The sequence below is a fragment of the Aquamicrobium sp. YD-1-mutant5 genome, assembly GCF_059509755.1.
On record NZ_JCAKKP010000007.1, the window covers coordinates 14,906 to 31,743 of the forward strand.

The 16,838-nt window shown below is 62.3% G+C and carries 22 protein-coding genes; 13 read left to right on the top strand and 9 right to left on the bottom strand.

Annotated elements, in window-relative coordinates; all coding sequences use genetic code 11:
- Window positions 1–26: 26 nt before the first annotated feature.
- Both AC5XE7_RS12005 and AC5XE7_RS12010 read left to right on the top strand, forming a co-directional pair.
- Window positions 27–500, top strand: coding sequence for a GNAT family N-acetyltransferase (locus AC5XE7_RS12005; protein ID WP_495366209.1), 474 nt, complete (start codon window positions 27–29; stop codon window positions 498–500).
- 85 nt (window positions 501–585) lie between these two features.
- Window positions 586–1,134, top strand: a complete 549-nt coding sequence (locus AC5XE7_RS12010; RefSeq protein ID WP_495366210.1) for an RBBP9/YdeN family alpha/beta hydrolase — start codon at window positions 586–588, stop codon at window positions 1,132–1,134.
- 6 nt (window positions 1,135–1,140) lie between these two features.
- Here the strand turns inward: AC5XE7_RS12010 and AC5XE7_RS12015 are convergent, their stop codons facing one another.
- Both AC5XE7_RS12015 and AC5XE7_RS12020 read right to left on the bottom strand, forming a co-directional pair.
- On the bottom strand, window positions 1,141–1,917 hold the full coding sequence (locus AC5XE7_RS12015) for an HpcH/HpaI aldolase family protein (RefSeq protein WP_495366211.1): 777 nt from the start codon (window positions 1,915–1,917) through the stop codon (window positions 1,141–1,143).
- A gap of 145 nt (window positions 1,918–2,062) precedes the next feature.
- Window positions 2,063–2,383 (bottom strand): DUF1476 domain-containing protein, encoded by a 321-nt coding sequence (locus AC5XE7_RS12020; protein ID WP_495366212.1) that lies wholly within the window; start codon window positions 2,381–2,383, stop codon window positions 2,063–2,065.
- Between the two features lie 280 nt (window positions 2,384–2,663).
- Between AC5XE7_RS12020 and purC the strand changes: the two genes are divergently transcribed.
- From purC to AC5XE7_RS12055, 7 genes are all read left to right on the top strand, one after another.
- Window positions 2,664–3,458 carry a phosphoribosylaminoimidazolesuccinocarboxamide synthase gene (gene purC, locus AC5XE7_RS12025; protein WP_495366213.1) on the top strand — a complete coding sequence of 265 codons (795 nt, stop codon included), beginning with the start codon at window positions 2,664–2,666 and terminating at the stop codon, window positions 3,456–3,458.
- A 25-nt stretch (window positions 3,459–3,483) separates the two neighbouring features.
- Window positions 3,484–3,726: a phosphoribosylformylglycinamidine synthase subunit PurS gene (gene purS, locus AC5XE7_RS12030; RefSeq protein WP_495366214.1), complete on the top strand. Its 243-nt coding sequence runs from the start codon at window positions 3,484–3,486 to the stop codon at window positions 3,724–3,726.
- 1 nt (window position 3,727) lies between these two features.
- On the top strand, window positions 3,728–4,396 hold the full coding sequence (purQ, locus tag AC5XE7_RS12035; protein WP_280200280.1) for a phosphoribosylformylglycinamidine synthase subunit PurQ: 669 nt from the start codon (window positions 3,728–3,730) through the stop codon (window positions 4,394–4,396).
- Between the two features lie 88 nt (window positions 4,397–4,484).
- A complete protein-coding gene (locus AC5XE7_RS12040) occupies window positions 4,485–4,886 on the top strand; it encodes a hypothetical protein (RefSeq protein ID WP_495366215.1) in 402 nt (133 codons plus the stop codon).
- A 61-nt stretch (window positions 4,887–4,947) separates the two neighbouring features.
- The gene (locus AC5XE7_RS12045; protein WP_495366216.1) at window positions 4,948–5,529 is read left to right on the top strand and encodes a hypothetical protein; all 582 of its coding nucleotides are present in this window, start codon (window positions 4,948–4,950) and stop codon (window positions 5,527–5,529) included.
- Window positions 5,530–5,611: 82 nt separating this feature from the next.
- Window positions 5,612–7,834, top strand: coding sequence for a phosphoribosylformylglycinamidine synthase subunit PurL (gene purL / locus AC5XE7_RS12050; RefSeq protein WP_495366217.1), 2,223 nt, complete (start codon window positions 5,612–5,614; stop codon window positions 7,832–7,834).
- 13 nt (window positions 7,835–7,847) lie between these two features.
- Complete coding sequence (locus AC5XE7_RS12055) at window positions 7,848–8,081, top strand: BolA family protein (protein ID WP_183829123.1); 234 nt, start codon at window positions 7,848–7,850, stop codon at window positions 8,079–8,081.
- A gap of 41 nt (window positions 8,082–8,122) precedes the next feature.
- On the opposite strand, the gene AC5XE7_RS12060 is transcribed toward AC5XE7_RS12055, so the two are convergent.
- The gene (locus AC5XE7_RS12060; protein ID WP_495366218.1) at window positions 8,123–8,929 is read right to left on the bottom strand and encodes a phosphodiester glycosidase family protein; all 807 of its coding nucleotides are present in this window, start codon (window positions 8,927–8,929) and stop codon (window positions 8,123–8,125) included.
- Window positions 8,930–9,068: 139 nt separating this feature from the next.
- Between AC5XE7_RS12060 and grxD the strand changes: the two genes are divergently transcribed.
- Both grxD and AC5XE7_RS12070 read left to right on the top strand, forming a co-directional pair.
- Window positions 9,069–9,404 carry a Grx4 family monothiol glutaredoxin gene (gene grxD, locus AC5XE7_RS12065; protein ID WP_183829117.1) on the top strand — a complete coding sequence of 112 codons (336 nt, stop codon included), beginning with the start codon at window positions 9,069–9,071 and terminating at the stop codon, window positions 9,402–9,404.
- A gap of 196 nt (window positions 9,405–9,600) precedes the next feature.
- Window positions 9,601–10,800 carry a multidrug effflux MFS transporter gene (locus tag AC5XE7_RS12070; RefSeq protein ID WP_495366296.1) on the top strand — a complete coding sequence of 400 codons (1,200 nt, stop codon included), beginning with the start codon at window positions 9,601–9,603 and terminating at the stop codon, window positions 10,798–10,800.
- A 6-nt stretch (window positions 10,801–10,806) separates the two neighbouring features.
- On the opposite strand, the gene ttcA is transcribed toward AC5XE7_RS12070, so the two are convergent.
- From ttcA to AC5XE7_RS12085, 3 genes are all read right to left on the bottom strand, one after another.
- On the bottom strand, window positions 10,807–11,673 hold the full coding sequence (gene ttcA, locus AC5XE7_RS12075) for a tRNA 2-thiocytidine(32) synthetase TtcA (RefSeq protein WP_495366297.1): 867 nt from the start codon (window positions 11,671–11,673) through the stop codon (window positions 10,807–10,809).
- Window positions 11,674–11,832: 159 nt separating this feature from the next.
- A complete protein-coding gene (gene rpsD / locus AC5XE7_RS12080; RefSeq protein WP_495366219.1) occupies window positions 11,833–12,450 on the bottom strand; it encodes a 30S ribosomal protein S4 in 618 nt (205 codons plus the stop codon).
- Between the two features lie 197 nt (window positions 12,451–12,647).
- Window positions 12,648–13,097 (bottom strand): winged helix-turn-helix transcriptional regulator, encoded by a 450-nt coding sequence (locus AC5XE7_RS12085; RefSeq protein ID WP_495366220.1) that lies wholly within the window; start codon window positions 13,095–13,097, stop codon window positions 12,648–12,650.
- A gap of 133 nt (window positions 13,098–13,230) precedes the next feature.
- Between AC5XE7_RS12085 and AC5XE7_RS12090 the strand changes: the two genes are divergently transcribed.
- Complete coding sequence (locus tag AC5XE7_RS12090; RefSeq protein WP_495366221.1) at window positions 13,231–14,136, top strand: SDR family oxidoreductase; 906 nt, start codon at window positions 13,231–13,233, stop codon at window positions 14,134–14,136.
- Window positions 14,137–14,163: 27 nt separating this feature from the next.
- Here AC5XE7_RS12090 and AC5XE7_RS12095 read toward each other — a convergent pair whose 3' ends face one another.
- The 3 genes from AC5XE7_RS12095 to AC5XE7_RS12105 are packed head-to-tail and all read right to left on the bottom strand — an operon-like array spanning window position 14,164 to window position 16,057.
- On the bottom strand, window positions 14,164–14,352 hold the full coding sequence (locus tag AC5XE7_RS12095; RefSeq protein ID WP_183829105.1) for a DUF3008 family protein: 189 nt from the start codon (window positions 14,350–14,352) through the stop codon (window positions 14,164–14,166).
- Window positions 14,353–14,403: 51 nt separating this feature from the next.
- Window positions 14,404–15,204: a glutamate racemase gene (gene murI / locus AC5XE7_RS12100; RefSeq protein ID WP_495366222.1), complete on the bottom strand. Its 801-nt coding sequence runs from the start codon at window positions 15,202–15,204 to the stop codon at window positions 14,404–14,406.
- A complete protein-coding gene (locus tag AC5XE7_RS12105; RefSeq protein ID WP_495366223.1) occupies window positions 15,197–16,057 on the bottom strand; it encodes an RNA methyltransferase in 861 nt (286 codons plus the stop codon). The genes murI and AC5XE7_RS12105 overlap by 8 nt, the downstream gene beginning before the upstream one ends.
- 151 nt (window positions 16,058–16,208) lie before the next feature.
- Between AC5XE7_RS12105 and AC5XE7_RS12110 the strand changes: the two genes are divergently transcribed.
- Complete coding sequence (locus AC5XE7_RS12110; RefSeq protein WP_495366298.1) at window positions 16,209–16,745, top strand: AAA family ATPase; 537 nt, start codon at window positions 16,209–16,211, stop codon at window positions 16,743–16,745.
- Window positions 16,746–16,838 lie beyond the last annotated feature (93 nt).

Genomic DNA, 16,838 nt, shown 5'->3' on the forward strand with positions numbered 1-16,838 from the left:
CTTCCTTCCAGATGAGATCATTCCCCATGAGCGCAACCCCCTCTCCCCGCCTGCGTCCCGCCCGTAAAGGCGACGGCGCTGCCGTCTTCGAGGTCACACAGCTCTCCGTGCGCGCTCTGGCAAGAGGCCACTACTCAGCGGAGCAGATCGAGGGGTGGATGGGCGCACGTACGCCGCACTATTACGAACAACTCATCGCCCAGGGGCGCATGGTCGTTGCCGAACTCGAGGGTGAGATCGTGGGCTTCGTCGATGCCGAACCCGGCGAGGTGACACGCCTGTTCATTCTGGAACGGGTGGCGGGCTATGGGCTCGGCAAGCGTCTTCTGGCAATCGGGGTGGAAAATGCGCGGCGCGACCATGAAGGCTCCATCCGCATAGAATCCACGATCAATGCCGAGGGTTTCTATCGGCGCCACGGTTTCCGCCCCGTAGGGCGAGGATTTTTCTCACATGGGCTCGGCGGCGATCCGATCGAGATCGTGCACATGGAGCTTTGAGGCACAGCAACCGCTTTGCGCTGTGGCACTATACCGGGGCTGTGCCGGGCTTGCACCCGCAAAACAGCATCGCTACATGCGGCCCATGAAAGTCAAAGACGCAGAACTCCTCATCGTTCCCGGCTATACCAATTCCGGCCCCGATCACTGGCAATCCCGCTGGGAAGCCCGGCTGTCGAGCGCGCGCCGCGTGGAGCAGGCGGAATGGTCGAAACCCGTACGCGAGGACTGGACGGCGACGCTTGCCGACGCAGTCAACACGGCTGAAAAGCCGGTCGTCCTTGTCGCCCATTCGCTCGGCGTGCCCACGGTCATGCATGCGCTGCCGCTTTTCAACAAGCCGGTGGCAGGCGCCTTTCTGGTCGCGCCACCGGATGTCGCCAATCCCGCCATCAGGCCCAGGCATCTGATGACCTTCGGCCCGTATCCCCGCGATCCGCTGCCCTTCCCCTCGATCACGATAGCCAGCCGCAATGATCCTTATTGCGCTTTCGAGGTGGCTGAAGACATCGCCTCGGCATGGGGCTCGCTGTTCATCGATGCAGGGGAATCGGGCCATATCAATGCCGATTCCGGTCATGGCCCATGGCCGGAAGGATCAATGACCTTTGCCCACTTCATGAGCCGCCTGTAAGGCGCCCTATCTGGAGCCGACGGAGTGCTTCAGGCTCGACAGCAGGCCGGCGGCTCCCTGCGCAATGAGCTGGTGCTCCGAGCCGGTGGCCAGCAGGCGGTAACCCATATCCACGAAACTGCCGGCAATTGCCGGATCGGTGACATAGATGCCTGCGTGCTTGCCGGCCGCCCTCGCCCGCTTCGCCACCGAAGCCACGGTTTCCATGATCGCCTCAAGCGTCGAGTCGACCTGACGGCCTTCGGTCCACGCGATCGAGAAATCGCCGGGCCCGAGAAATATGGCGTCGATACCCGGCGTGGCCAGAATGCCGTCCAGGGCATCCAGCGCTTCACGCGTCTCGATCATGGCGAAGGACAGCGTGCGTTCGTTGCTCGTCCGCAGCCATTGCTGATGATCGCCCTGCCCGTGGCGCGGAAAGGCATAGGTCGGGCCCCATGAGCGCCCGCCCAGCGGTGGGTACTTCATGGCGGCGGCGAATGCCCGCGCATCCGCCACCGAGTTGATCATCGGCGCGATGACCGCTTCGGCTCCAAAATCGAGCGCACGGCTGGCCATGTCGAAGCGGCCCACCGGCACGCGCACGATTGCAGCCTTTCCCGCGGAGAGAACCGGAACGAGGCAGCGCAGAACGCTGTCTTCGTTATGGCCGCCATGCTGCATGTCGAGCGTGACGGCATCGAAGCCCTGCGCTGCCATGATCTCGACGGTCAAAGCATCAGGCACGCCGGACCAGCTTGTGAACACCACCGCATCAGATTCAAGGCGTTGTTTGAGCGACATGTTTTTCTCACAATCTGATTCCGGAAAAGACGGGAACCTTCTGTCTTTTAAACGAAAAAACCGCCCGGACTAACCGGGCGGCTCCATTTCTCAGCCTTGATCAGGCGTGCAGCGAAGCTGAAAAACCTCGCGCAACACCGCTGCCTCAGCCGTTCCTGACCTGCTCGGCGGCAGTCGCCAGCAATTCTTCCATGGTGCGGCGGATCTGGTGGTCGGACTGTGCGACACCGGCGGCGTCGAAATCCTTGCGCACCTTGCGGAACACGTCCTCGTCGCCCGCTTCCTCGAAATCGGCCTGCACCACTTCCGTGGCGTAGGCTTCCGCATCGGCGCCGCTCTTGCCGAGCTTTTCGGCGGCCCAGAGGCCCAGAAGCTTGTTGCGGCGGGCGATTGCCCGGAATTTCTGCTCTTCGTCCAGCGCGAACTTGCGCTCGAAGCCCTCCTGACGGTCCTTCATATTGGTCATGGCCTTAATCTCCGGCTGCAAGCGATTCGAATTGCCCATGCAATATGGGCTCACAACCCACAAACCAAAAGGCTGCCGGGCGGTCAATATGCGATCTTGCATGGCGCGATCCGGCCGCATGTGCCTCAACAGCTGTCGAAAGCGGTGCATGTCCGCGATTCCAATTGAGCAAACGGTTCGTTTGCGCTAGAGACCCGGCTGAGCCCCATGGTTGCCGCAACAGCGGCCTGTAAAGGGATGGTCGCCGTGGCCCTTCCTTCGAACCAGAGAAAACACCGCGATGAAGTCACGCCGCCGCATCTATGAAGGCAAGGCCAAGATTCTCTATGAAGGACCTGAGCCTGGCACCCTGATCCAGTTCTTCAAGGACGACGCCACCGCCTTCAACGCCAAGAAGCATGAAGTGGTGGATGGCAAGGGCGTGCTCAACAACCGCATTTCCGAGCACATCTTCACCCATCTGAACCGCATGGGCATTCCGACCCATTTCATTCGCCGGCTGAACATGCGTGAGCAGCTCATCAAGGAAGTGGAGATCATCCCCCTTGAGGTGGTGGTGCGCAACGTTGCCGCCGGCTCGCTGGCCAAGCGCCTCGGCATCGATGAAGGCACGGTGCTGCCGCGCTCGATCATCGAGTTCTACTACAAGGCCGATGCACTGGACGACCCGATGGTCTCGGAAGAGCACATCACCGCTTTCGGCTGGGCAAGCCCGCAGGAAATCGACGACATCATGGCGCTCGCCATTCGCGTCAACGACTTCCTCTCCGGCCTGTTCCTCGGCGTCGGCATCCATCTCGTCGACTTCAAGATGGAATGCGGACGCCTGTTCGAGGGCGATATGATGCGTATCGTCGTCGCTGACGAGATTTCGCCGGACTCCTGCCGCCTGTGGGATGTTGCCACTCAGGACAAGCTCGACAAGGACCGTTTCCGCCGCGACATGGGCGGCCTCGTCGAGGCCTATCAGGAAGTGGCCCGCCGCCTCGGCATCATGAACGAGAACGAACCGCCGCGCCCCGCCGGCCCGGTACTCGTTTCATCCGGTTTGCCCAAGGGCACAAAACCGCATTGACCTTTTCCGAGAGGAGCATCTGAGCGTGATCAAGGCCCGCGTTATCGTAACTCTCAAGAACGGCGTGCTCGACCCGCAGGGCAAGGCCATCGAGCATGCGCTCGGCGGACTGGGCTTCGACAGCGTTGGTCCCGTGCGTCAGGGCAAGGTGTTCGATGTCGAGCTTGCCCATGGCGACAAGGCGAAAGCCGAAGCCGACCTCAAGGCCATGTGCGAGAAGCTTCTGGCCAATACCGTGATCGAAAACTACGCGGTGGAGATCGCCTGAAGTGAAGTCAGCCGTCGTCCTCCTCCCCGGCCTCAACCGCGACCGCGACATGATCGCGGCGCTGACGAAGATTTCCGGCAAGCCGCCGGTGACCGTCTGGGAAACCGACACGACCATTCCCGATGTCGATCTCATCGTCATTCCCGGCGGCTTCTCCTATGGCGACTATCTGCGCTGCGGCGCGATCGCAGCGCGCATGCCCGCCCTCCGCGCCGTGGCGGAAGCCGCTGCCCGGGGCGTGATGGTGATCGGCGTCTGCAACGGTTTCCAGATTCTCGTGGAAGCCGGCCTGCTGCCCGGCGCGCTGATGCGCAACACCTCGCTGAAGTTCGTCTGCCGTGAAGTGAAGCTTCAGGTGGCTAACGCCAACACCTCTTTCACGCGCAACTATCAGGCCGGCCAGATCATCCGCTGCCCTGTCGCGCATCACGACGGCAACTTTTTCGCCGACGCGGAGACGCTGGCCAGGCTGGAAGGTCAGGGGCAGGTCGTGTTCCGCTATGCGGAGGGCACCAATCCCAATGGTTCCGTCAACGACATAGCGGGTATCGTCAGCGACAAGGGCAACGTCCTTGGCATGATGCCTCACCCGGAAAATCTGATTGAAGCAGCGCATGGCGGGACCGACGGCCGTGCCTTGTTTGAAAGTGCACTGGGCATAGCGGCCTGATGCACTGTGGCAGCCCCGCCCCGGTGCGGCGTGGCTTCTGCTGAAAGAGTTGCGGTTCGATATAGGCGGGCAGATGACGGCTACCTCGATGACACTCAGGTTTGCGGTGCTGGTCGCGGCGACATTTGCGCTCGCCTCCTGTCAGTCGGGCTCAAAGGCGCCTTCGCAACCCACAGGAAAGAGCGCCGCCCTGAGATCTATGGAGCAGGTGGCGACGGCAGCCCACAAATGCTGGTTTGCCAGCAAGGATCCCGCTTTCCGTTCCTACCAGATGGCCAATGAGCTCAATAATTTCGGAGGCACGCCGCGCTTCCTTCTGGTTCCTGCACGAAATTACGGCGCCAAGCCGCTTCTGGTGGTGCAGGCGACCGGCAACTCAAGTCGCGTCGATGTTTTCGGACCGCTGATGGGCGATGCCCTCGGCTCCCGCATCAGTGCTGATATTACACGCTGGCAAAGTGGCAATCCGGCCTGCTCTGCTTCGGCATAGGTACAGAAATCTGAAAAGCAGCCGGTGTGTTTTCCGGCAATGACCACCGACAGGAACGCCAGTGCAGAAGACCATTATCTACCCCCGGCCCGCGACGTGGATCGGCTGGGGCCTTGTCCTGTTGCTGGGCGGGGCGCTGGCCGGATATCTGGGGGAAGTTTATACCGATCTCGATTATTATCTGTTTGCCGAAAACGGACCTGTGGAAGGCTCGCAAACCATTGTTCTGGGCGTCGCTGCCGCCATTTTCGCCGCGCGCGGCTGGCGCAGCAAAGGCCCTGTGGCATTCCTGTGCATCGCCGTTGTTTACGTGCTCCTGCATGCCATGGTCCGGGAGACGCCGCGTTGCGACAGTCCTTTCTATCCCGGCGGCATCTGTCTGACGAGAACAGCGAAAGAAGCACTGTGGGTCATATTCACCGTTGGTCTTGCCGTCCTTCTGTTCCTCAGGCGCGCCGACTTTCTGGACGCCCTGAAGCCGCGCTGGAGCTTTGTGTTCTGGCCGCTGGGCGTTGCGTTCATCATGCTGCTGGCTGGAGAACTGGCCGAGCACTACAATCAGGAAGGCATCGAGGAAACGCTGGAAATGCTCGCCTATTGCTACACGCTGGCCTGTTCGATCTGGATTTACCGCCACACCTGACTTATCCGATGCCAAAGTCTAAATCCTTCCCTGATCCCTGCCGCGCAGGCGATCGCAGCCCATGCAGTCGAGACAGGAACAGATGACCATTCCGAACACCGTGCAGATCACCCCCGAGCTCATTGCGGCCCATGGGCTGAAGCCGGACGAATATCAGCGCATTCTGGACCTCATCGGTCGCGAGCCGAGCTTTACGGAACTCGGCATCTTCTCGGCCATGTGGAACGAGCATTGCTCGTACAAATCGTCCAAGAAGTGGCTGCGCACGCTGCCGACCACGGGCGAGGTCGTCATTCAGGGTCCGGGCGAGAACGCCGGCGTGGTCGATATCGGCGACGGCGACTGCGTGGTCTTCAAGATGGAGAGCCACAACCACCCCTCCTACATCGAGCCCTATCAGGGCGCGGCGACGGGCGTGGGCGGCATTCTGCGCGACGTCTTCACCATGGGCGCGCGCCCCATCGCAGCGATGAACGCGCTGCGCTTCGGTGAGCCCGATCATCCGAAGACGCGGCATCTGGTGGCCGGAGTGGTTTCCGGCGTCGGCGGCTACGGTAATTCCTTCGGCGTGCCGACAGTGGGCGGCGAAGTGAATTTCGACGCCCGCTACAATGGAAACATTCTCGTCAACGCCTTCGCAGCCGGCCTTGCGAAGACCGACGGCATCTTCCTGTCGCAGGCGAAGGGCGTCGGCCTGCCGGTCGTCTATCTCGGCGCCAAGACCGGCCGCGATGGCGTCGGCGGCGCGACCATGGCCTCGGCCGAATTCGACGATTCCATCGAGGAAAAGCGTCCCACCGTGCAGGTTGGCGACCCCTTCACGGAAAAGTGCCTGCTGGAGGCCTGCCTGGAGCTGATGGCGTCCGGCGCGGTCATCGCCATTCAGGATATGGGCGCTGCCGGCCTCACCTGCTCGGCCGTCGAGATGGGCGCCAAGGGCGACCTCGGCATCGAGCTCGACCTCGACAAGGTGCCGGTGCGCGAAGAGCGCATGTCGGCCTACGAGATGATGCTGTCGGAAAGCCAGGAGCGCATGCTCATGGTGCTGCGTCCCGAAAAGGAGAAGGAAGCCGAGGCGATCTTCACCAAATGGGGACTCGACTTCGCCATCGTGGGAAAGACGACCGACGATCTGCGCTTCCGCGTGCTTCATCAGGGCCAGGAAGTGGCCAACCTGCCGATCAAGGAGCTTGGCGACGAGGCTCCCGAATATGACCGCCCGTGGGTGGAGCCGGCAAAGCCGGTGGCGCTTGCCTCGACCGATGTGCCGCAGGCCGACATCGCCGATGCACTCCTGAAGATGCTCGGCGGGCCGGACCTGTCCTCGCGGCGCTGGGTCTGGGAACAGTACGACACCATGATCCAGGGCAACTCCCTGCAACGGCCGGGCGGCGATGCCGGGGTGGTGCGCGTGGAAGGCCACGAGAGCAAGGCGCTCGCCTTCTCCTCGGACGTGACGCCGCGCTATTGCGAGGCCGATCCTTACGAGGGCGGCAAGCAGGCGGTTGCCGAATGCTGGCGTAACCTGACGGCCACCGGCGCGCTGCCGCTCGCCGCCACCGACAACCTTAATTTCGGTAATCCCGAGCGGCCGGAAATCATGGGTCAGCTGGTCCATGCTATCAAGGGCATCGGCGAGGCCTGCCGCGCACTCGACTTCCCGATCGTTTCCGGCAACGTCTCGCTCTACAACGAGACCAATGGACAGGGCATCCTGCCGACCCCCACTATCGGTGGCGTCGGCCTGCTCGGCGACTGGCAGAAGATGGCGCGCATCGGCTTCGCAGCGGAGGGCCAGCCGGTCCTGATGATCGGCGCACCGGAAGGCTGGGGTGGCCACCTTGGCCAGTCCATCTATCTGCGTGATGTGCATGGCCGCACCGACGGGCCGCCGCCGGCGGTCGATCTCGCCCATGAGAAGCGGGTGGGCGATTGCGTGCGCGGCCTGATCGCCTCCGGCATCGTCACCGCCTGCCACGACCTTTCCGATGGCGGCCTTGCCGTCGGGCTCGCCGAAATGGCGATGGCGTCGGGCATCGGCGCAGCGGTGGATGCGCCGCCGGCCGAGCCGGTTGCCGCCTTCTTCGGCGAGGATCAGGGCCGCTACCTGCTCACGCTTTCGGTCCTGCCAAGCACTGCCGAATGGACCGCTCTGCTCGCCGATCTTGAGAAGAGCGGCGTGGTTGTCCACCACATCGGCACCACCGGGGGCGCCGAATTGAAACTTGGGCAGGCGCGTGGCATACCCGTCAGTGAACTGGTGACCACGCACGAATCGTGGTTCCCGGGCTTCATGGGTACCTGACAGGGAAAACGACATGGCAATGGACGCGCACGAGATCGAGAGGCTGATCAAGGAAGGCATTCCTGACGCCCAGGTCACGATCCGCGATCTTGCCGGCGACGGCGATCACTACGCCGCAGAAGTGGTTGCCGAGAGCTTCCGGGGCAAGAGCCGCGTTCAGCAGCACCAGATGGTCTACGATGCCCTGAAGGGCAATATGGGCGGCGTTCTGCATGCGCTCGCTCTCCAGACCAGCGCGCCGGATTGATGTGAAGCCGCCCTTCTCCACCGATCAGGGAAGGAGAAGGGCTATTTTCTCGCAAAAACCGTGAGGATCGGCCCCGCCGGGTGTTTGCCGCCGATGACGGTCTGTCCGCCTGCGGTCAGGGTCGATATTGCGCCATCAAGAAAAAGCGCGTTGCGGCAATCCAGCTCATCGCGGAAAAGTCTGGCGAAACTGCCGAGGCTGACGGGCTTGCGCGAAATGGCCAGCACGATGCGGTTCTGGCCATCGACGCCGACGCCGTTGCGGATGTAGCGCGATGCTCCGTCGGGCTCGAATCGCGGGTGGATGTTGCCATCGATCACCAGCATCGGCCCGGATTGTGTCGCATAGAGCGCTTCGGGCTTCTCCCTCTGGTAGGCTTGCGATTCGATCACCGCGCCCTGCCCGCTGCGGTCGATCATGAAAACTCCGTTCGGCTTCATGAAGAAATTACCTTCGGCATCGTCGAGGTTGAGGGCCGCCTTCTCCTGCCCCTCCTCCACAAGCAGCCCGACCGGTGAAAGATCCTTGTGGTACATGCCCGCATTCATGGAAAGCACCGGCGGTCTGCCTTGCGCCGCCATACTCTGGTCAGCGGCGGCGACCGTGCCGAAGGGCTTGCCGCTGGGGTCTTCATGCAGGATGCGGACATCATAGCGGTTCGCAGACAGCACGCAGACAATGTGGGGCGTGCCTTCAAACGTCACATCGCGGCACGGTTCCGGCAGGGCAACAGCCGCTTCAGGTCTGGTGGGCGGCGCGGAGCTTTTTCGGGAACGTAGCTGCCAGACAACCGCGCAGGCGATGACAAGCAGCAGCGCCGCACAGAGAAACAGCACCAGTTTTTTCATGCCTCAATCCGGATGTTGGCAGTGGTCAGGCACCCGCAGGGGCGAAGCCTGACGCAGCGGTCTTGTGTCTGCGCGCGCTCGGGGCTATTTGAATAGCAGGTTTGCGGCCTGATTTCCTACAGGCCTGAAAGGATTGGCCATGAGCGGAATCAGCGATTACATCGATAGCGAAGTCAAGAACAACGACGTCGTGCTGTTCATGAAGGGCACTCCGGGCTTCCCGCAGTGCGGCTTCTCCGGGCAGGTGGTGCAGATTCTCGACTATGTCGGGGTCGACTACAAGGGCATCAACGTGCTCGATTCAAGCGAACTGCGACAGGGCATCAAGGATTACTCCAACTGGCCCACCATTCCCCAGCTTTATGTGAAGGGTGAGTTTGTCGGCGGCTGCGATATCGTGCGCGAAATGTTCCAGGCCGGCGAATTGCAGTCGTTCCTCGACGAAAAAGGCATAAAGGTCAAAGGCGCCGCCTGACCTGATTTTTGCGCTGCTGCGGCAGCGCCACAGATTCCGGACAAAGGCGCTGGCACCCACCAGCGCCTTTGCTGCTCTTTGGAAACTGCGTTTCCGGGTGCGTTTTCACGCGCTCACAAGCCCGTAAACGTCGGAAAGATTTGAAGGTTATTTCATGGACGTATCCGCACAAACCGCACCGCCGCGGCTTGCCGGAATGGGCAAGATGGAATTCATCGCGCTGATGGCGATGCTCATGGCCCTGAACGCGCTGGCCATCGACATCATGCTTCCCGGTCTGCAGGAAATCGGCTCCACTCTCGGCGTCGAGAACGAGAACCACCGGCAATATGTGATTTCGGCCTATCTGCTCGGCTTCGCCTTCGCACAGCTGGCCTATGGCCCGCTCGCCGACCGGTTCGGACGACGCACGCCGATGCTGATCGGCCTCGGCATCTACATCGTGGCCGCATTCGCGGGTGCGATTGCCCCCACCTTTACAAGCCTGCTTTTGCTGCGCTTCGTGCATGGTATCGGTTCCGCCGCCACGCGGGTCATCACCGTCTCCATCATCCGCGACGTGTTCGGCGGGCGGCAGATGGCGGAGGCCATGTCTCTGGTCATGATGGTGTTCATGATCGTTCCGGTCATCGCGCCGGGCACCGGACAGGTGATCATGCTGTTTGCCGAATGGCACATGATCTTCGTGTTCATGGGGCTGGCGGGCATTATTGTCACCCTCTGGATGGCGCTCAGGTTGCCCGAAACGCTCGATCCGGCCGACAAACGGCCCTTCAACCCGCGCGCGATCGCGCAGGCGTTCGGCATCGTGCTCAGCAACCGGCTGGCGCTCTGCTACACGCTGGCCAGCACCTTCATCTTCGGCTCGCTGTTCGGCTTCATCAATTCGGCCCAACAGGTCTATGTCGGCATCTACGATCTGGGAACGATGTTCCCTGTGGCTTTCGCCGCCGTGGCTGCCTTCATGGCCCTGTCGTCCTATCTGAACTCGCGGCTGGTCGGCCGGTTCGGAATGCGCAAGATCTCACATGGCGCGCTGATCGGCTTCCTGATCGTCAGCGCCATCTGGTTCGTGCTTTCGCTTTTCGGAACGGTGCCCTTCCCGCTGTTCATCACCCTGTTCGCGCTGGCCATGTTCCAGTTCGGCCTGATCGGCTCGAACTTCAACTCTCTGGCCATGGAGCCGCTCGGCCATGTCGCCGGCACGGCCTCCTCGGTCCTGGGTTTCATGGGAACGGCCGGTGGCGGCCTGATCGGCGCGCTGATCGGTCAGGCTTTCGATGGCACCACGACGCCGCTGGCGTTCGGTTTCGTCAGCGTCGCGGTGATCGGCCTTGTTTTTGTTCTGATCGCCGAGCGTGGAAAGCTGTTCCACGCGCACCACAAGCCGGTCTGACAGCCGTCAATGCGGGGCTGCGCCGCCAAGGTTCAGCCCCACGAAATCGAACAGGTTGCGGTCGAGCAGATGCGAAGGCCGCACATTGGCCAGGGCCCGGATCATGGTGTCCTTGCGGCCGGGCATCTTCTTTTCAATGTCGTCCAGCATCGCCTTCATCAGGTTGCGCTGAAGCCCGTCCTGACTGCCGCACAGATTGCAGGGGATGATCGGAAAGCGCATGGCGGTGGCGAACTTCGCCAGATCCGCCTCGGCACAAAGGCTCAGCGGCCGCAGCACCATCACATCCCCTTCGTCATTAACGAGCTTGGGCGGCATGGCGGCAAGGCGCCCGCCGTGGAAGAGGTTCATGAAGAAGGTTTCGAGAATGTCCTCGCGGTGATGGCCGAGCACCAGCGCCGAGCAGCCTTCTTCACGCGCGATGCGATAAAGATGGCCGCGCCGCAGCCGTGAGCACAGCGAGCAATAGGTGCTCGACTCCGGCAGCTTGTCGGTCACGATCGAATAGGTGTCCTGATACTCGATGCGATGCGCGATGCCGTTGGCATCGAGATAATCCGGCAATATATGCTTCGGGAAATCCGGCTGGCCCTGGTCGAGATTGCAGGCGAGAAGATCGACGGGCAACAGACCACGCCATTTCAGGTCGAGCAGCAGTGCCAGAAGCCCGTAAGAATCCTTGCCGCCGGAAAGCGCCACCAGCCAGCGCTCTCCCGGCCTGACCATGGCATAATCCTCGATGGCCTGCCGCGTCAGCCGCAGAAGACGCTTGCGCAGCTTGTTGAACTCAACTCCGCCGGGAGCGGCTCTGAACATCTGGTGGCAACCATCGGCGTTGGCTTCTGGTGCAGCATCCTCGGTAAGCATCGGCATATCCATGACGAGCGTGCCTTCAATCTTTCCTGTAAACGCCCGCAATAGAGCATCGGAGCGAATAGTGAAATCGGGTTTTTCCGTTTCGATGCCGCGATTTCCCGGAAAAGAAAAGGCCGCCCCGAAGGCGGCCTTTCCAGTGCAAAAAATGCAGTATGATCAGCGCGAATAGAATTCGACGACCAGGTTCGGCTCCATCTGGACGGCGAAAGGCACATCCGACAGGCCCGGAACGCGGGCATAGGTGGCGACCATCTTGTTGTGGTCGACTTCGATGTAGTCCGGCACGTCGCGCTCGGCGAGCGACACGGCTTCCAGAACGATGGTGAGCTGCTTCGACTTCTCACGCACCTCGATGACGTCGCCCGGCTTGCAGCGGTAGGAACCGATGTTCACGCGCTGGCCGTTGACGTTGACGTGGCCGTGGTTGACGAACTGACGGGCAGCGAAGATCGTCGGAACGAACTTGGCGCGGTAGACGATGGCGTCGAGGCGCGATTCGAGCAGGCCGATCAGGTTCTCCGGAGTATCGCCACGGCGACGTGCAGCTTCCTCATAAGTCTTGCGGAACTGCTTCTCGGAGATGTCACCATAGTGACCCTTCAGCTTCTGCTTGGCGCGCAGCTGCAGACCGAAGTCCGACAGCTTGCCCTTGCGGCGCTGGCCATGCTGGCCGGGGCCGTATTCACGCTTGTTGACCGGAGACTTCGGACGACCCCAGATGTTTTCGCCAAGACGGCGGTCAATCTTGTATTTCGCGGATTCGCGCTTGCTCATCGCATTCCCTTTCAAAAAATCACCCACGGCCCCATGGCTGCGGGTAAGGAAACGCGCCCTCCTCTGGCCTCCGTTTTCGAGACCTGACAGGATCGGCCGCGCAAAGCGACGGACGATCCACGGGACACGTCAAATGAAACAACCGGGCTTGCGGCCCGGTGCTTCGCGGTTTCCACTAGAGGGATCGGGCCCCGGTGTCAAGCGCCGGCGCCGTCTGCGGCTGCATCGAAGGCCGCGCGGGCAGCCGCCAGTTGCCCCCTGTTCTGCGCCGCCCAGTCCCCCAGCGCACCAATGGGCACGGCGATGGAACGGCCGAGCGCCGTCAGGGCATATTCGACTTCGGGCGGCGTGGTCGGCCGCACGGTGCGGCTGACCAGCCCGTCGCGCTCCAGCGAACGCAACGTCACGGTCAGCATGCGCTGCGATATGCCTTCGATCGAACGCCGCAACGCATTGAACCGCATCGGCGCCGGCTGAAGGCTGATGATGACGAGCAGGCTCCACGTGTCGCCCACCCGGTCGAGAACGTCACGGATGGGGCAACCACCCTTACCGTCTTCGGCAAAGCCCGGCGAAGCTTGCAGCAAGGGGGCGGGTGCCTCATTTTCGGGTCTGCCCGCAACAGCCGTTCCAAGGATAGCATTCATGGCGGTTCCCTTCATGTAACCTGAGCACGAAATCATGCGTTCTTACAAACACCATCGCACCCGGCTATATAGTTACTGTCAGTAACCAGATTATGCAACGTGCCTTTGTATGGCAAAAACGCAGGAGACCATCATGACACAGACCGCAGACCTTCTCGTCACCGGCGCTTCCGGCCATCTGGGCCGTGCAGTGCTCAATCATCTCATCGGTACGCTGGGGGTTCCGGCAGCGCGGATTGTCGCCACCAGCCGCAAGCCCGAGGACCTCGGCGAATGGGCCTCGCGCGGCGTCACCGTCCGCAAGGCTGACTACGACGATCCCGCCACGCTCTCAGCCGCATTTTCCGGCGTGAAGCGACTGGTTCTCATCAGCACCGACGCCCTTGACGAGCCGGGCAAGCGCCTGCGCCAGCACAATGCCGCTATCGAGGCCGCCGACAAGGCGGGCGTTCAGCACATCGTCTATACATCCCTGCCGGATGCAGAAACCTCGGCCGTCTCCTTCGCCCCCGACCACGCCGGCACTGAAGCCGCGATCAAGACAAGCGCGATTGCCGGCCACACGCTGCTGCGCAACAGCTGGTACTCGGAAAACGTTCTGCATGCCCTTCCCCATGCTCTGGAGACCGGCAAATGGTTCACCGCTGCCGGCAATGGCGGCACGTCCTACATTGCGCGCGACGATCTCGCGCTGGCGGCCGCCACCGCACTCGCCGCCGACTTTTCCGGCAAGCGCACGCTCAGCCTCTATGGCGCGAAGCCGTGGACTGTTGACGAGGTGGCAGAACTCACCCGCAAGGCTACCGGCAAGCCGCTCGAAGTCGTGCAGGTTTCGGTCGACGATCTGGTCAGAGGCATGACCGGTGCCGGACTGCCCGAGCCAGTGGCCCGCGTGTTCGCCTCGTTCGACGCCGCGGCAGCGGCCGGAAACCTTGCCGGCTCCGACGCGGAGTTCAGGGCGCTGACCGGACGCGAACCTCAGTCCTTCGAGGAATGGTTCACCAGGAACGCAGTGCCGGTGCTGACGCAGGCCGGCTGACGCCTCCGGGTGGGGGCCATAGAGCCCTCACCCGCTCTTTTTGTGCTCCGGCAGGCCCTTGTGCTTTGTTTCGGCGAATTCCTCGAGCTCTTTTTCGCTCATTGATTCGTACATTTCCTTTGAAGCACCGATGAGCTTGCTCTTCGGCGTTTCACCGCGCTTGGCAGACAGGGCAGCGCCGGCTGCCTTCTGCTGGGCTTTCGATTTTGCAGGCATGATGGCGTTCTCCTTATCAGGAGAAAACGACCGTCCGCACCGCATGTTCCATCAAACCGGAACGGTGAGGCCAAAACCCTGCATCAGCCGCCGCGTGGCGAAGTCTGGCTTTCCGGAAGTGAACACGGCGATATCCGGCTCCGCGACAGCCGCATCCTGCTGCGAACGCCCGTCGCTCTCCAGCAGGGAAAGCGCGCGCCTTGCGATCGCTTCCGCCGGATCGAGCCAGTCAACCGGCCAGGGTGCAGTCTTGCGCATGCGGTTCGCCAGAAACGGATAGTGCGTGCAGGCAAGCACGACGATGTCGGTGCGCTTTCCGTCCTGCTCCACGAAACACGGAGAAATCTCCGCCCTCACCTGCTCCTCATCCACGAAGCCATCGCGCATGTAGATTTCGGAAAGCGAGGCCAACCGCTCCGACCCGACCAGCCGCACATGGCATTTCGTGGCCCATTGATGGATGAGGTCGCGCGTATATTGCCGCTTCACCGTTCCGGGCGTCGCCAGCACCGACACCAGCCCGGAACGGGTGCGCTCGGCGGCAGGCTTGATTGCCGGAACGGTGCCGACGAAAGGATGCCCCGGAAAGCGCCGGCGCAGATCGTCGATCACCAGCGTCGAGGCGGTATTGCAGGCGATGACCGAGATTTCGGGCTGGTAGCGATCGAGCAGGGAAGCGAACAGGTCCAGAATATGCGCCCGCAGCGCCGGCTCTTCCCATGCGCCATAGGGAAAGCCCGCATCGTCGGCCACGTAGATGAACCGGCGATCCGGCATCAGCACCCGCGCCTCGCGCAGCACGGTGAGGCCGCCAACGCCGGAATCGAACATCAGGATCGGCTGCTCAGTCACGGCCTGTGTCCTCCTCTTCGCCTGGCCGGTTTTGCCCGGGCGACGCGGCATGGCCGGATGACGGGCGGGTGTAGGCGGCCCCGCGCGGCGAATTGCGGGTAAAGCGATCCAGCGAGGTGATGACGCCGCGCAGCACGCGCAGTTCCGCACCCGCAAAGCCGGCCCGCGTGAGGACGGAGCGCAGATTGTCCACCATCTTCGCCTTTTTCTCCGGTGGCCGGAAATAACCGCGCGCCTCCAGCGCCTCTTCCAGATGGCCGAACAGCCCCAGCAGCTCGTCCTTGGTGGCCGGCTCCATGTCCGGACCGCGGAAATTGGTGCGGGTTTCGTCTTCGAAGCCGGACTTCATCCATTCATAGGACATCAGCAGCACCGCCTGCGCGATGTTGAGCGAGGCAAAGCCCGGGTCGACCGGAAAGGTCACGATCTCATCAGCAAGGCCCACCTCGTCATTGTTGAGACCGAAGCGCTCGCGCCCGAAAAATATACCGGTTCGCTGTCCGGCTACGCACCGCGTCCGCAGCGCCCTGCCCGCCTCGACCGGGCCGCGCACGGGCTTGAAGCCGTCGCGCTCGCGGGCCGTGGTGGCGAAGATGAAATTCAGGTCCGCGATTGCGGACGGCAGATCGTCGAACACGCGCACCGCATCGATGACGTGGTCAGCCTTGCTTGCCGCCGCCCGCGCCTTATCGCTCGGCCAGCCGTCACGCGGATTGACCAGCCGCAGCTCGCTCAGCCCGAAATTGGCCATGGCGCGCGCCACCATGCCGATATTCTCGCCGAGCTGCGGCTCGACAAGGATGATGACCGGACCGGCGACGGGGGAATTTGAAGGCTGTTCTTGAGATGGCATGGGCTTCAATGCATTTCGCTTTGCGGCTTTTTGCTGTCCCTGACACATCCGGGTGCGAAATTGAAGCTCCCACATGGCCAGTCAGGAGAGGACAGGCCACTTCCCCGGAGCGCTTGACCTCTTGCCGATACAGGTCGATCATCACCCCATGATCGACCTTTCGGGACAGATCCTCATCGTCACCGGCACGCCCGGCGCGGGAAAGACGACGACAGCGCGCAGCCTCGTCGAAAGCTGCGGCCAGCCGGCGGTGCATATCCATGCCGACGATTTCTGGCACTTCATACGAAACGGAGCCATCCCGCCATACCTGCCGGAATCACGCCGGCAAAACCAGGTTGTGATGAGCGCGCTTTGCGCGGCAGCCCAACGCTATGCGGAAGGCAGCTATTTCGTGGTGATCGACGGCATCATAGGCCCATGGTTCCTGCCTGCATTCAGCGCCGTCAGCCGTCCTCTCCATTACATCGTGCTGCGCCCCGACCTCGACGAGGCGATAAGGCGCTGTCAGTTGCGCGGCGGCGAAACGCTGGCAGACCCGATCCCGATCAGCGACCTGCACAGCCAGTTCTCGCAACTGGACCGGCTGGACAACCACCGGATCGACACTGCCGGGCTCAGCAAGCAGGACATTCTGGAAGCCGTGGTCCGGGCGCTCACCGGCGGCCGGTTTCTTCTCAACTCTTAAAACGCGGATAGCGTGCCCTCATCAGAAGGCCTGTTTGGAACGCCGTGTCCGTTTGCGCACCTTCGCTTGCTTTGGTATAGGGGCGCATCCCAA

Bases quoted from the DNA above. Each gene is read 5' to 3' on its own strand.
- AC5XE7_RS12015 (WP_495366211.1), bottom strand. From the start codon at position 1,917: ATGTCGCTCAAACAACGCCTTGAATCTGATGCGGTGGTGTTCACAAGC.
- AC5XE7_RS12085 (WP_495366220.1), bottom strand. From the start codon at position 13,097: ATGAATGCTATCCTTGGAACGGCTGTTGCGGGCAGACCCGAAAATGAG.
- AC5XE7_RS12055 (WP_183829123.1), top strand. From the start codon at position 7,848: ATGGCAATGGACGCGCACGAGATCGAGAGGCTGATCAAGGAAGGCATT.
- grxD (WP_183829117.1), top strand. From the start codon at position 9,069: ATGAGCGGAATCAGCGATTACATCGATAGCGAAGTCAAGAACAACGAC.
- AC5XE7_RS12010 (WP_495366210.1), top strand. From the start codon at position 586: ATGAAAGTCAAAGACGCAGAACTCCTCATCGTTCCCGGCTATACCAAT.
- AC5XE7_RS12070 (WP_495366296.1), top strand. From the start codon at position 9,601: ATGGGCAAGATGGAATTCATCGCGCTGATGGCGATGCTCATGGCCCTG.
- AC5XE7_RS12040 (WP_495366215.1), top strand. From the start codon at position 4,485: ATGACACTCAGGTTTGCGGTGCTGGTCGCGGCGACATTTGCGCTCGCC.
- AC5XE7_RS12090 (WP_495366221.1), top strand. From the start codon at position 13,231: ATGACACAGACCGCAGACCTTCTCGTCACCGGCGCTTCCGGCCATCTG.
- AC5XE7_RS12095 (WP_183829105.1), bottom strand. From the start codon at position 14,352: ATGCCTGCAAAATCGAAAGCCCAGCAGAAGGCAGCCGGCGCTGCCCTG.
- ttcA (WP_495366297.1), bottom strand. From the start codon at position 11,673: ATGCCGATGCTTACCGAGGATGCTGCACCAGAAGCCAACGCCGATGGT.
- AC5XE7_RS12060 (WP_495366218.1), bottom strand. From the start codon at position 8,929: ATGAAAAAACTGGTGCTGTTTCTCTGTGCGGCGCTGCTGCTTGTCATC.
- AC5XE7_RS12020 (WP_495366212.1), bottom strand. From the start codon at position 2,383: ATGACCAATATGAAGGACCGTCAGGAGGGCTTCGAGCGCAAGTTCGCG.
- rpsD (WP_495366219.1), bottom strand. From the start codon at position 12,450: ATGAGCAAGCGCGAATCCGCGAAATACAAGATTGACCGCCGTCTTGGC.
- AC5XE7_RS12005 (WP_495366209.1), top strand. From the start codon at position 27: ATGAGCGCAACCCCCTCTCCCCGCCTGCGTCCCGCCCGTAAAGGCGAC.
- purC (WP_495366213.1), top strand. From the start codon at position 2,664: ATGAAGTCACGCCGCCGCATCTATGAAGGCAAGGCCAAGATTCTCTAT.
- AC5XE7_RS12105 (WP_495366223.1), bottom strand. From the start codon at position 16,057: ATGCCATCTCAAGAACAGCCTTCAAATTCCCCCGTCGCCGGTCCGGTC.
- purL (WP_495366217.1), top strand. From the start codon at position 5,612: ATGACCATTCCGAACACCGTGCAGATCACCCCCGAGCTCATTGCGGCC.